Raw genomic sequence first — 12582 nt, forward strand, 5'->3', positions numbered from 1 at the left:
GTGAGCGACAGCACATCCGTCCCCTGGCTCTCCGCCGCCGAAGAACCCGCCTGGCGAGCGCTCATCTCCGTGCTCACCACCCTGCCCCCGGCCATCGACGCCCAGCTCAAGCGCGACTCCGGGATCAACTTCTTCGAGTACGCGATCCTGTCCTCGCTGTCCGAGGCTCCGGGTCGGGCCGTCCGGATGGGGCAGCTCGCGCACCTGGCCGCCGGCTCGCCGTCGCGTCTGTCGCACGCCGTGGCCCGGCTGGAGAAACACGGCTGGGTCGAACGCCGCAGTGTCGAGACCGCCACCGAGGCCCGCTGCGTGTGGGCCGCCCTCACCGACGCCGGCTGGGACGCGATCGTCGACGCGGCGCCGCCGCACGTCCGCGAGGCCCGCCGCCTGGTCTTCGACGTGCTCACCCCGGAGCAGGTCGATCAGCTCACCGTGATCGGCCGTCAGCTCCTGATGGCCGCGGCCCCGCACATGCGCTCATGCTTGGGGCCGCAGTCCGGCAGTTGACGATCAGATCCGTTTCAGCCTGTCCCGGATGGCGTCGGCGCACAGCCGGGTGGAGTCGTGATCTGTCGACGGATCGGACGACAGGAAGGTGAATGCGGTGAGTGTCGTGCTCCGTTCCTTTCCGACTCGCACCAGGATCCCGGTCCGGATCCGGCCGTGGGGAGACTTCTGATCGGTGTGGTTCCCGGATTCGCCGGAGTAGCTCGTAGCTGAGTATGTGGCCAGGAAATCGAACTCGATCGTCCCCTGGTAGACGTCGCCGAATCTGGCCCCGACCAGGGTCGGCACTCCGATGGTTCCGCTCACCTGTCGTTCGCTGCCGCTACGGGCCAGCGGCGTTTCCTGCTGGGTCGTCACCTGGGAAGTGAAGACGATTCCGGTGAGATATGTGACGATCTTCTGTTCGATCGAGGCGGTGACCGGGTCGGCGGCCTGTGCCGGGGATCCCATCGGAATCGTGGCCACCAGTGTGAGGGTCGATATCAGACGCGAAGTCATCCGTGCTGTCCTTTCAGGTTTCGCCGGAGCGCTCGCCCGAAGGAGATCAACGAAGGAAACGTTCCTTTACCGTCCCTTGTCCTTCCCCTGACGCTCGCGGCGGGATTTGTCGGCGCTCGGTGATCACTCGTTCGCGCCGGGTGATCCGCCTGGCCGTGGGGAAGCCCACGACCAGGGGAATCGTCATTGATCGCGGCTACTCTTCCCCGGTGCGTGTGCTTCTGGTGGAGGATGACCATCCGGTGGCGGAGTCGCTCCGTCGCGGGCTCGGCCGGTACGGCTTCGAGGTCGAGTGGGTGACCGACGGCCGGTCCGCGCTCGACGCCGGCCCGTGCGACCTGGTGCTGCTGGACCTGGGCTTGCCGGACACCGACGGCCTCGACGTCTGCCGGGAGTTGCGGGCCCGCGGCTCCGTCCCGATCATCGTGATCAGCGCCCGGGCCGAGGAGATCGACCGGGTGGTCGGTCTGGAGCTGGGCGCCGACGACTACGTCTCCAAACCGTTCGGCATCCGCGAGGTCGTCGCCCGGATCCGGGCCGTGCTGCGCCGTACCGCCCCGTCCGCCGGTGGTGATCCGGTGCTGTCCGGGCGGCTCACCATCGACCTGCGGGCCCGCCGGGTGCTGGTCGACGGCGCCGAGGTCACCCTGGCCCCGCGCGAGTACGAGCTGCTCGCCTACCTGAGCACCGAACCCGGCCGCCTCTTCACCCGTGAGGAGATCATGGAGGCGGTCTGGGACACCAACTGGTTCGGGCCGACCAAGACCCTGGACGTGCACGTCGGGGCGCTGCGCCGCAAACTCGGCGAGGTGATCACCGTGGAGACGGTGCGTGGCGTCGGTTTCCGGCTGGTGGCCGCCGCATGATCCGGCAGCTGGTGGTCAGCTACGTGGTGCTGGTCGCGATCGCCATCGCGGCGTTCACCGTGCCGGTCGCCTGGCTGCTCACCGACCAGTTGCACGAGGACGCGGTCAGCGCGGCCACCCGCGAGGCGGACACCGCGGCGCTGCTGGTCGCGGTCGGGGACGCGCCGTCCCGGCAGGCGCTGGCGAGCCTGACCGAGGCGTACCAGAGGCAGACTCCCGGCCGTCTCGACGTGGTCTTCGGCACCGACGGCCCGTCCGATTTCGATCGGGCCCTCGCCGGGGAGCGGGTGGTCTCCTGGGGGCATCAGCCGGTGCTCGGCGCGGACGGCCTGATGGTGGTGGTGCCGGCCCGCGCCGACGACGGGACGATCGCCGGTGCGGTCCGGGTGACGTACCCGTCGGCGCCGATGGAACAGCGGCAGTGGCAGATCTGGGGCTTCCGGGCCGGGCTGGCCGTCGCCGTGCTGATCGCCGCCGCCCTGCTCGGGTTGCTGCTGGCCCGGCGGGTGACCAGCCCGCTGCGCGCGCTGACCCGGATGGCCGGGCGGCTGCGCGACGGTGATCTCACGGTTCGCGTCGAGGAGACCGGGCCGGTTGAGGTACGAACCCTGGCGCGCACCCTGAACACCGCCGCCGGAACCATCGACGGGCTGGTCGGTTCGCAGCGCACGTTCATCGCCGACGCCTCCCACCAGCTGCGCACCCCGCTGACCGCGCTCCGGCTCTCGCTGGACAACATCGCCGACGAGGCCGACGACCCGGCCCTACGCGACGACGTGGACCTGGCCGCCGCCGAGGTGGTCCGGATGAGCCGCCTGGTCAACGGGCTGCTCGCACTGGCCCGCGCCGAGGGCCACGTCTCCGCGCCGGAGGCGATCCGCACCTCGGACGTGATCGATGAACGCCTCGACGTGTGGCGGGCCGCCGCCGACGAGAAGGGGGTGCGCCTGCACCGGCCGCCCGGTTCCGGCCCGGCCGCCCTGATCACCCGCGGGAACCTCGAGCAGATCCTGGACAATCTGCTGGCCAACGCCCTGGAGGTGTCGTCGGCCGGCGACGAGATCACGGTGGCCGCCCGGCGGACCGGCTCCGCGGTGACCGTCACGGTCCGCGACCAGGGCCCCGGTATCCCCGCCGACCTGCGCGACCGGGCCTTCGACCGGTTCTGGCGTGGCGGCGACCGCCCCGGCGGCTCCGGCCTGGGCCTGGCCATCGTGAAACAGCTGGTCGAGGACGACGGCGGCGCGGTGCGCCTGCTCTCTCCCGACGGCCCGGGCCTGATCGTGGAGCTCCGGTTTTTACTCGGGCATGGCTGAGGAATGGTGGTTCACGATCAGCCATGCACCATCTCGCTGCTCGTAGACGAACGTGTAGCGGGCGTCCACGGTCCGGTCCCCGCCCAGCGTGAACCGGTAGGTCCCGGTGTCCACAGCGGTATCGGCGTCGAGCACGCTGACGTGCGACTCGGTGATCACGGCCGTGGGGTCGTTCTCCAGGAAGTGGTCGAAGTAGTCCACGATCCGCGCCCGGTCGGCCCGGACCTCATTGGACACTGTCGGCACCAGCACGGCGTCCGCGGCGTACCGATCCGCGACCTTCCCGGAGTCCCCGGTGGCCAGCGACGCGTTCCACTCGACGAAGAGCTCCCGGATCTGCGCCTCGGACGCCTTCTTCCCGGGCGCGGCCGCACTGACCGCGAAGGGTGTCGCCACCCCCACCACGGCCCCGACCCCCACCACGGCCATCAGCCGCTTACTGACTCGCACACCCATGAACTGCCTCCTTCGTGACTCCCTTCCAGCCTGACGAGAGCGTCGACAGCAGCCGGTCAGCCGACGGGCAGCGGACCGTAAGGATCACGTAAAGCCGGGTTCCCGGCGGTGGGTATCGTCCGGGCCATGGGTGAACATTTTGATCTTGTGGTGGTCGGGGCCGGGCCCGGGGGATACGTGGCTGCCATCCGTGGGGCCCAGCTCGGGCTCAAGGTGGCCGTCGTGGAGGAGAGGTACTGGGGCGGCGTCTGCCTCAACGTGGGCTGCATCCCTACCAAGGCACTGCTCAGGAACGCCGAGCTGGCACACATCTTCACCCGTGAGGCCAAGACCTTCGGGATCAGGGGCGACGTGACGTTCGACTACGGTGCGGCGTTCCAGCGCAGCCGCAAGGTCGCCGACGGGCGGGTCAAAGGCGTCCACTTCCTGATGAAGAAGAACAAGATCACCGAGTACGACGGGCGAGGGGTCTTCACCGGCCCGCACACCCTGAAGGTCGGCAAGCAGGAGATCACCTTCGACCACTGTGTCATCGCGGCCGGCGCCACCCCGCGGCTGCTGCCGGGGACCACGCTGTCGGACCGGGTGGTGACGTACGAGGAGCAGATCCTCGCCGACACCCTGCCGGAGAGCGTGGTGATCGCGGGCGCCGGGGCGATCGGGGTCGAGTTCGCCTACGTGCTGCACAACTACGGCGTGAAGGTGACAATCGTCGAGTTCGCCGACCGGATGCTGCCGCTGGAGGACCGGGACGTCTCCGCCGAGATCCAGAAACAGTACCGGAAGCTCGGCATCGACGTGCTCACCGGCACCCGGGTGGAGGGCATCACCGAGCGCGGCGGCAAGGTCCGGGTCACCGTCAACAAGGGCGGCACCACCAAGATCCTGGATGCCGACAAGGTGCTGCAGGCGATCGGGTTCGCGCCGAACGTCGAGGGTTACGGCCTGGAGACCACCGGCGTGAAGCTGACCGAGCGTGGGGCGATCGACGTCGACGATCACGGTCGTACCAGCGTCGGGCACATCTTCGCCATCGGTGACGTGACCGCGAAGCTGATGCTGGCGCACGCCGCCGAGGCGATGGGCGTGATCGCGGCGGAGACGATCGCCGGCGCCGAGACGATGACGCTGGACTTCGCGATGATCCCGCGGGCCACCTACTGCCAGCCGCAGATCGCCAGCTTCGGTTACACCGAGGAGCAGGCCCGGGAGCGGGGGTACGACGTTCGGGTCGCGAAGTTCCCCTTCACCGCGAACGGGAAGGCGCACGGGCTCGGTGACGCCACCGGCTTCGTCAAGATCTTGAGCGACGCGAAGCACGGGGAGCTGCTGGGCGCGCACCTGATCGGCCCGGACGTGACCGAGCTGCTGCCGGAGCTGACCCTGGCGCAGCAGTGGGATCTGACGGTGACCGAGATCGCCCGTAACGTGCACGCGCACCCGACGCTGGGCGAGGCGGTGAAGGAGGCGATCCACGGGCTGTCCGGCCACATGATCAACTTCTGAGTGGCCGCCTTGAGCGACTGCTCAATCGTCGCTATGCTGGGGCTGATTGAGCGTTTGCTCAAACGGGGGAGGTCGATGGTGGGGTCGAGGCGACACCTCATCATCGACGCCCCGGGCACCTGCGGCAGAATGAGCGTCGATGAGCGAGCTTGTGAGCGGATCATGCGACACGGCAGGCCCGGCGCGGCATGGCTGACACCAAACAGCGCCTTCTCGACGGGGCACTGACCGCGCTGCGGGAGCACGGCGTCACCGGGGTCTCGGCCCGCACCATCGGGGCCGCCGCCGGTGTCAACCAGGCGCTGGTGTTCTACCACTACAAGAGCGTGGACGAGCTGCTCGGCGCGGCCTGCCTGGCGGCGACGCGGGAGCGGGTCACCCTCTACGCGGACCGGTTCGCGGCGGTCGGCTCGCTGCGGGAGCTGCTCCAGGTCGGGCTCGACCTGCACGCCTCGGAGCTGTCCGAGGGCAACGTCTCGGTGCTGGCGCAGATGCTGGCCGCGGCACAGACGGGGGAGCGGCTCGCCGAGCCCACCGCGGCCGCCCTGCAGCTGTGGACCGACGAGATCGAGATGGTGCTGCGCCGGCTGCTCAGCGGGTCGCCGGTCGCCGAGGTGGCCGACATCCCGGGGCTGGCCCGGGCGGTGTCCGCGGCGTTCGTCGGGCTGGAGCTCTTCGAGGGTGTCGACCGGGAGGGCGCCCGGCAGGCGCTGGCCGCTCTGGATCAGCTCGCGGTGCTGGTCGAGGTGGTTGACGAGCTGGGCCCGATCGCGCGGCGGGCGCTGCGGGCCAAGGTCAAGAGTCACCTGAAAGTGCGGGAACCATAGGGTCCGCGGTGACGACCAACCCCTCGTGACACTTCCTGATTTGACGGCATATGTCCCGCACCGAACCGCCCTGGACGCGGACTTCGAGGGAACCGTGGTGCCCGGCCTGCGTGCCGAATTCTTCCGCCGCCCGGACGGCGACCGCATCGCCAGCGTCGGCCGGTACTCCTACGAGGGCCGCGAGGTCCTGATGGCCTGGGGTTTCGTGGACGAGACACACTGCCGCCAGCATGCCGTCCACGACCCGGTCAGGGGCTGGCAAGCCGTCACCGACGGATGCCCAGATATCCGGAAAAATTCGGGCAATTTGCTGGAAGTACGCACCCCGAACGGCACCTGGCTACCCGTGGGCAGCTAGCCGGCGTTCTCACGCCGGCACTGGCTACGGTGTCGGCACCGCACGTGAAGGTGAGATCGCGGCTTGCCGTTTCCGTGCGGCGGCCGGGGCCACGGCGGGTGGTGGCGGTGACCACCGCATCCGGCCCGGCGGTCGCGAGTCGGCCCGGGCCCGGGCCCACCTCGCGTGACGAGGCAGAGCTTTGCCCTGCCGTACCAGAAAATGGTTTTGAACCGGGGTTGCCGTCCCGCGATGATCGGCCGGTGACGGATGTGCGCTGGGCGGATGTGGCACGGCATTTCGCGGATGACGGCTCACTGGTGGATGTGTACGTCTTCGACGTCGGCATCGCCGGATGGCAACTCGTTCTCGACGTCATTCGGGCGGCCGGCTGGCCGCACGTCTACCACGACGGTGACGAGCGGCAACCTCTGCCGGACCGCGTGGAGGAGGTCTTCGAGCGCCGGGGTGAATGGTCACCCGTGCTGCACATCCGGCCGGCACCCGGCATGGTGGTCACCACCCTCTTCTTCGGCCCCGACGACATCGAGTTCGACCTCGACCCCGGTGACGTGCGGGACCAGGAGACATGGGACGCCCTGTGCTGCTTCCTGCGCACGGTGGGCCGGAAACTCCACAGGCAGGTGGTGCTGACCCCGGAGAGTACACCGGAAATACCGCTGATCGTCTATTCGCCGGCCGGCGATCGTGTCACCGCCGCGGCCTTTCCGGACACCTCTACGATGCTCCGGTGAATGAGCGGAACGAGGCGCGGTACTGGGATCCGATTCCACACCTCGGCGCGGTCCTCGCGGCGACGACGAGACCCGACCCGGACGCCATATTCCGGGGGCAGTGGCTGGAGCGTAACTGGCGTAACGTTCCCGGGCCGATCTACGGGGCCATGACCGACAACTGCTGGACGGGCCGGCTGCATGCGCCGCGTCACGTCCTCTACGGCGATGACCTCGAATACGAGCAGGAATTCCTCTACCGGCAGCCGCGCGACGTCGCGGAACTGCGCGCGGTCGTCGACGCCGTGGAGCAGGATCCCTGGGCCGGCTGGGCTTGCGACGGTGACCGTCATTGGACACCGGGCCTGGTCCGCGAATGGTGGCGGGATCGCGGTCGGCTACGGGACTGGATCACCACGAAACACAGCCGGTGGAGCATCTCCGAGCGCGCCGATGAACGCGAGGCCGCAACCGGGCTCACGGACTATCTGGCGTATCTCGACGACGGTCTGGAAGGCGATCTGCGGCTGTACTGCTATTTCCTGGACAACCGGGTCAGCCCCACGGCCGATGACCACCTGCCATCCCTTTGACGGCGGCGGGTCAGTCCTCTTCCTCTTCTTCTTCCTCGTCGTCCTCGAAGAATTCCTCCACTGCCTCCTCGGCGAGGTAGCCCGCCGCGAAGCCGCCGGCCGCGCCCAGCAGCACGCCGCCCATGCCGCCGCCCTCGTCACCGTGTGACCCGTGCGAGTGCTCGTGGGCGCCGTATCCCGCGTGTTGCCGCTGGTACGCCGCCTGCTGCAACCAGGCGTCCACCTGCGCGGCCCAGTCGGTGGTGTCGGCGGCGTTGTGCTGGACGGTGTACCGGTTGACGCTGTCGTGGGAGCCGTCGAACTCCAGGACCACCTCGGCCGCGTACGGCGTCGTCACGAACGTCAATTCGATCGAGCCGAACGAATGCGCGTACTGCGGCGCCGACCGGTACTCGATCTCCTGGTAGAACGGCAGCGTCTGCGGCGACCCGGCGATGTGGCCGCACTCCAGATCCGCGGTCTGGAAAGCGAACCCGAGATGCTGCAGAGCGTCCAGAATCCGGTGCTGAACGGGCAGCGGCTCGACCTGCAGCGGGTCCAGGTCGCCCTTGTCGACGGCCTGGTCGATCGACACGTCGGTGCGCAGGCCCAGCGCCATCCCGTGCAGCGGCTGGCCGTACACCGCGGTGATCGGGGTCTCCCAGGGGACCTCGAAGTGGAACGGGATGGAGATCTCCTGCCCGGCCGCCAGGTGCAGCGGGCCGGAGACGGTGACCCGGTGGAATTCGCCTGTCACGTCCTCCTCGGACGTCTCGACCCGGGCGATCAGGCTGAGCGTGACGTCGTTGATCGACGCGTCGTGGCTGCCGCCGACCAGGTCGACGCGCCCGGTGACGGGGCCGCCGGGGTAGGTGCGCGGGTCGGTCAGGACGGTGTCGACGCTGGGGCCGCCCACTCCGAGAGCACCGAGCATCCGTTTGAACAAAGCGTCCTCCAAGGCAGTATCGACACCAAATCGGACACTAGCACGCACGACTGTATGGTTAGACCAACGGCGAGTCGACTATCGCGAGCGCGAGGTCGATCAGGGCGTGCGCCCGGCCGCTGATCAGAGAGAGAAGGGCGTGCGCATGCGGGGCTCCCTCGGCGGCCTCCTGCAGGGCCCGCAGATTGGCGGAGAGATCGGCCAGGCCGGTCGCCAGATCACGGTCGCCGTCGATGACCGAACCGTGCAGGGCGGACGCGATGGTCTGCAGGTTCAGCCCGTGCGACTCCAGGCTGCGAACCGTCGCGATCGTGTCAACAGCCGCCTGCTCATAGAGACGGAAGCCACCACCGGTCCGGTCGGCGCACGTGAGCAGGCCCAATTGGGTGTAATAGTCGACGGTGCGGGTAGAGACCCCGGCCTGAGCGGCGAGCTCACCGATGCGCAACAGATCGCTCATCGGGCAAACATACATTTGACGGTGCGGAGGAACCCCGGTTGCTGATCACGATCGGCATCGTGGCGATTGTGCTACTCACTGCGGCCACCGGATATTTCGTGGCCCAGGAATTCGCCTACGTGGCGGTGGACCGGGAACGGTTACGCGCCATGGCCGACGAGGGGGACGCCGCTGCCGGCCGAGCCCTCCAGGTCACTCAGAAACTCTCGTTCGTGCTGTCCGGCTCCCAGGTCGGCATCACGGTCACCGCGCTGCTCGCGGGCTACGTGGCCGAACCGTACCTGGGTGAGGGCACCGCGGAGCTACTCGGCCTGGCCGGGCTGCCGGAGGCGGTGAGCGCCACCATCTCGATGGTGTTCGCGCTGCTGTTCGCGACGGTCGTGCAGATGGTCCTCGGCGAGCTGGCCCCGAAGAACCTGGCGATCGCCAAGCCGGAAGCCGTGGCGCGGGCGCTGTCCCGGTCCACGATGATCTACCTGACCGTGGCCGGGCCGCTGATCCGGTTCTTCGACTCGACGGCGACCCGGCTGCTGCGCCTGGTCGGCATCGAGCCGATCGAGGAGCTGCCGCAGGGCGCCACCTCCGAGGACCTGGACCGGATCATCGAGGCGTCCAGCGCGCAGGGTGTGCTGGACGCGCGGGCCGCCCGGCTGCTGGACCACGGGCTGGACTTCCGGATCCGGACCGCCGCCGAGGTGATGCGCCCCCGGGTCGACGTCACCTCGATCGGCGGCAACGAGCCGGCCTCGCGGGTGGTGGAGCTGCTGGACACCGGGCACTCCCGGTTCCCGGTGATCGGGGACGGCCTCGACGACGTGATCGGCGTGGTGTCGATCGCCGAGGTGGTGGCCCTGGACCCGGCGGTGCGCGACAGCACCCCGGTGAGCACGCTGGCCACGCCCGCGGTCGCGCTGCCCGAGTCGTGCCGGCTGCCGGTGGTGCTGGACCGGCTCAAGGCCGCGCACCGGCAGATGGCCGTGGTCGTCGACGAGTTCGGGGGTTTCGCCGGGATCATCACCCTGGAGGACGTGGCCGAGGAGCTGGTCGGCGAGATCCGCGACGAGGACGACCTGCCCGAGCCGACCATCGAGAAGAACGCGGACGGCTCGTGGGTGATCCCGGGTCGCGCCCGGATGGACGAGATCGCCGAGGCGACCGGGATCAACCTGCCCGAGGGCGACCTCTACGACACGCTGTCCGGCCTGGTCCTGACCCGGTTGGGCCGGCTGCCGGCGGTCCAGGAGAGCATCGAAGTGACACCGGCGCCCTCGATCGACGACGACGGCAACCCTCAACCCCAGGCGGCGGTACGTTTGACCGTGCTCGAAGTCCGTAGGCGCGTGCCCTCCAAGGTCGCTCTCACCGAGGCCTCCGAGGTGACCGAATGAGCACCACGCTGTCGCTGACGATCTCGTTCTTCCTGCTCGTCGCCAACGGCTTCTTCGTGGCGGCCGAGTTCGCCCTGGTCGCCGCGAAACGGCACCGGCTGGAGACGGCCGCCGCCGAGGGATCCCGGGGCGCGCGGGCGGCGATGTCCGGCACCCGGCGGCTGTCGCTGATGCTGGCCGGCGCGCAGCTCGGCATCACCCTGTGCACGCTGGGGCTGGGCGCCCTGGCCAAGCCGGCGGTCGCGCACCTGCTGGAGCCGGTGTTCACCGCGGTCGGGATCCCCGGTGACGCGGCGTACGTGGTGGCGTTCCTGCTCGCCGTCGTCCTGGTCAGCTTCCTGCACGTGGTGGTCGGCGAGATGGCCCCGAAGTCGTGGGCGATCAGCCACCCGGAGACGTCGGCGACCATGCTGGCCATCCCGTTCGTCGGGTTCACCACGATCCTCAAGCCGGTGCTGCTGGCGTTGAACGGGCTGGCCAACGCCGTGCTGAAGATCTTCAAGGTGGAGCCGCAGGACGAGCTGGCGCAGGTGCACAACGCCGAGCAGCTGAGGCTGCTGCTGCAGACGTCCAAGGAGCACGGGACGATCCCGGAGGCCGAGCACGAGCTGCTCACCGCGATGCTGCAGATCGAGTCGCGCACGGTCCGTGAGGTGATGACCCCGCGGGACCGGATCGTCACGGTCGCCGCGCTCGACGACGCCCGCACGGTGGAGCTGCGCAGCACCGAGGCCGGCCGCTCCCGCCTGGCCGTCACCGACGGATCCGGCGAGATCACCGGGATCGTGCACGTGCGGGAGGCCGCGAAGGCGGTCGGTTCCGGTCAGGACGCCACCGCCGGTTCGCTGATGTCGTCGGCGCTGCGCCTGCCCGCGGACACCACGGTGCTGGACGCGATCGCCTCGATGCGCCAGCTGCGCAACCAGGTGGCCCTGGTGGTGGACGGCCAGGTGATCGGCCTGGTCGCCCTGGAGGACCTCCTCGAGCAGGTGATCGGCCAGTTCGACGACGAGACCGACCCGGTGATCGACGCCGCCCGCCGAGCCGGCCGAAAGTCGAGGTCAACCACCTAGGACCCTTTTCCGGTACGCCAGGGAAAGGCCCTGTCCCGTCCCTCGAGGCGGTCCGGACACCGGACCGTCTCGCGACCGCCGGGCCGGATGCGGTGGTCACCGGACGGGATGGGTTGACAAGGGTCGTCAGGATGCCGGGGTGAAGAAGCGCTGGATCGTCGCTGGGGTCCTGGTTCTGCTGGCGGGCGGGGTCTACATCGGAAACCGTTCCGGGGACGGTGGCGACGCCCCGCCGCGGCTGCTCGCGCACCGTGGCATCGCGCAGACCTTTCCCATGGACGGCGTTCAGGCCGACACCTGTACGGCCACCCGGATCCACCCGCCGGACCACACCTACATCGAGAACACCCTGCCGTCGATGCGGGCGGCGTTCGCGGCCGGCGCCGATTCGCTCGAGTTCGACGTGCAGGTGTCGGCCGACGGTGAACTCGTCGTCTTCCACGACTCGACGCTCGAATGCCGCACCGACGGGCGCGGCACCGTCAAGGAACACACACTCGCCGAACTGCGCCGCCTCGATCTCGGATACGGCTACACGGCCGACAACGGCGCCACCTTCCCGTTGCGGGGAAAGGGCACCGGCCTGCTCGTCACGGTGCCCGAGGTGGTCGCCGCGTTCCCGGACCGTGAACTGCTTCTCGACCTCAAGAACGACGACGCGGCCGACGGCGAGCGGGTGGCCGCGTTCCTCGACACGTTGCCCGCCGAGCGGTTGACGACCATCTCGGTGTACGGCGGGGACGCCTCGGTGGCGGCCGTCGGTGATCGGGTCCGGGGCGCGTCCAAGGCGACGATGAAGAACTGTCTCCTGGCGTACGAGGGACTCGGCTGGACCGGTTACGTGCCGGACGCCTGCCGCAACACCGAACTGCACCTGCCGCATCAGTACGGCCGTTTCCTCTGGGGCTGGCCGAACCGTTTCGAGGAGCGGATGCGTGCCGTCGACACCCGGGTGGTCCTGGTCGCCGGGGACGGTGACTGGTCCGAGGGCTTCGACGACGCCGAGGCCATGGCGGACGTGCCGAAGGGCTGGTCGGGCTGGCTGTGGACCAACCGGGTCGACCGTATCCACCGGCCGGGGTAGCTCCGGGCGCGA

Annotated in this window: 15 protein-coding genes; 11 read left to right on the forward strand and 4 right to left on the reverse strand. The window is 69.4% G+C overall.

The features are described 5' to 3' along the window. A complete protein-coding gene (locus Aco03nite_RS40870) occupies window positions 1-507 on the forward strand; it encodes a MarR family winged helix-turn-helix transcriptional regulator (protein WP_239145862.1) in 507 nt (168 codons plus the stop codon). Window positions 508-510: 3 nt separating this feature from the next. Here the strand turns inward: Aco03nite_RS40870 and Aco03nite_RS40875 are convergent, their stop codons facing one another. Then, window positions 511-1005: a hypothetical protein gene (locus tag Aco03nite_RS40875; RefSeq protein WP_203806293.1), complete on the reverse strand. Its 495-nt coding sequence runs from the start codon at window positions 1003-1005 to the stop codon at window positions 511-513. Window positions 1006-1214: 209 nt separating this feature from the next. Here Aco03nite_RS40875 and Aco03nite_RS40880 point away from each other — a divergent pair, with 209 nt between their 5' ends. Then, window positions 1215-1871, forward strand: coding sequence for a response regulator transcription factor (locus Aco03nite_RS40880; protein WP_203806295.1), 657 nt, complete (start codon window positions 1215-1217; stop codon window positions 1869-1871). Continuing rightward, complete coding sequence (locus Aco03nite_RS40885; protein ID WP_203806297.1) at window positions 1868-3187, forward strand: sensor histidine kinase; 1320 nt, start codon at window positions 1868-1870, stop codon at window positions 3185-3187. Before Aco03nite_RS40880 ends, Aco03nite_RS40885 begins: the two co-directional genes overlap by 4 nt. Here Aco03nite_RS40885 and Aco03nite_RS40890 read toward each other — a convergent pair. Continuing rightward, window positions 3170-3643, reverse strand: coding sequence for an SgcJ/EcaC family oxidoreductase (locus Aco03nite_RS40890; protein WP_203806299.1), 474 nt, complete (start codon window positions 3641-3643; stop codon window positions 3170-3172). The two genes, Aco03nite_RS40885 and Aco03nite_RS40890, sit on opposite strands and share 18 nt — an antisense overlap. Window positions 3644-3769: 126 nt before the next feature. On the opposite strand from Aco03nite_RS40890, the gene lpdA reads away from it, so the two are divergent. The 5 genes from lpdA (at window position 3770) to Aco03nite_RS40915 (ending at window position 7640) form a co-directional block, all read left to right on the forward strand. Then, entirely contained in the window at window positions 3770-5149 is a 1380-nt protein-coding gene (gene lpdA / locus Aco03nite_RS40895) for a dihydrolipoyl dehydrogenase (RefSeq protein WP_203806301.1), read from the forward strand. Between the two features lie 188 nt (window positions 5150-5337). Further along, window positions 5338-5976 carry a TetR/AcrR family transcriptional regulator gene (locus Aco03nite_RS40900; RefSeq protein ID WP_203806303.1) on the forward strand — a complete coding sequence of 213 codons (639 nt, stop codon included), beginning with the start codon at window positions 5338-5340 and terminating at the stop codon, window positions 5974-5976. 40 nt (window positions 5977-6016) lie between these two features. Beyond that, window positions 6017-6334 carry a hypothetical protein gene (locus Aco03nite_RS40905; protein WP_203806306.1) on the forward strand — a complete coding sequence of 106 codons (318 nt, stop codon included), beginning with the start codon at window positions 6017-6019 and terminating at the stop codon, window positions 6332-6334. A 242-nt stretch (window positions 6335-6576) separates the two neighbouring features. Next, window positions 6577-7068 carry a hypothetical protein gene (locus Aco03nite_RS40910; RefSeq protein WP_203806308.1) on the forward strand — a complete coding sequence of 164 codons (492 nt, stop codon included), beginning with the start codon at window positions 6577-6579 and terminating at the stop codon, window positions 7066-7068. Then, window positions 7065-7640 carry a hypothetical protein gene (locus Aco03nite_RS40915; protein ID WP_203806310.1) on the forward strand — a complete coding sequence of 192 codons (576 nt, stop codon included), beginning with the start codon at window positions 7065-7067 and terminating at the stop codon, window positions 7638-7640. The genes Aco03nite_RS40910 and Aco03nite_RS40915 overlap by 4 nt, the downstream gene beginning before the upstream one ends. Before the next feature lie 10 nt (window positions 7641-7650). Here the strand turns inward: Aco03nite_RS40915 and Aco03nite_RS40920 are convergent, their stop codons facing one another. Continuing rightward, on the reverse strand, window positions 7651-8577 hold the full coding sequence (locus tag Aco03nite_RS40920; protein WP_239145863.1) for a sporulation protein: 927 nt from the start codon (window positions 8575-8577) through the stop codon (window positions 7651-7653). Between the two features lie 46 nt (window positions 8578-8623). After that, complete coding sequence (locus tag Aco03nite_RS40925) at window positions 8624-9025, reverse strand: MerR family transcriptional regulator (protein ID WP_203806312.1); 402 nt, start codon at window positions 9023-9025, stop codon at window positions 8624-8626. Between the two features lie 38 nt (window positions 9026-9063). Here Aco03nite_RS40925 and Aco03nite_RS40930 point away from each other — a divergent pair, with 38 nt between their 5' ends. The 3 genes from Aco03nite_RS40930 to Aco03nite_RS40940 all read left to right on the forward strand — a co-directional run bounded on the left by Aco03nite_RS40930 (window position 9064) and on the right by Aco03nite_RS40940 (window position 12570). Further along, a complete protein-coding gene (locus tag Aco03nite_RS40930; protein WP_203806314.1) occupies window positions 9064-10413 on the forward strand; it encodes a hemolysin family protein in 1350 nt (449 codons plus the stop codon). Next, window positions 10410-11486 carry a hemolysin family protein gene (locus Aco03nite_RS40935; RefSeq protein ID WP_203806316.1) on the forward strand — a complete coding sequence of 359 codons (1077 nt, stop codon included), beginning with the start codon at window positions 10410-10412 and terminating at the stop codon, window positions 11484-11486. Before Aco03nite_RS40930 ends, Aco03nite_RS40935 begins: the two co-directional genes overlap by 4 nt. Window positions 11487-11625: 139 nt before the next feature. Then, window positions 11626-12570, forward strand: a complete 945-nt coding sequence (locus tag Aco03nite_RS40940; protein WP_203806318.1) for a glycerophosphodiester phosphodiesterase family protein — start codon at window positions 11626-11628, stop codon at window positions 12568-12570. Window positions 12571-12582: the final 12 nt, after the last annotated feature.

The organism is Actinoplanes couchii (assembly GCF_016862075.1).
GTDB classification, from domain to species: domain Bacteria; phylum Actinomycetota; class Actinomycetes; order Mycobacteriales; family Micromonosporaceae; genus Actinoplanes; species Actinoplanes couchii.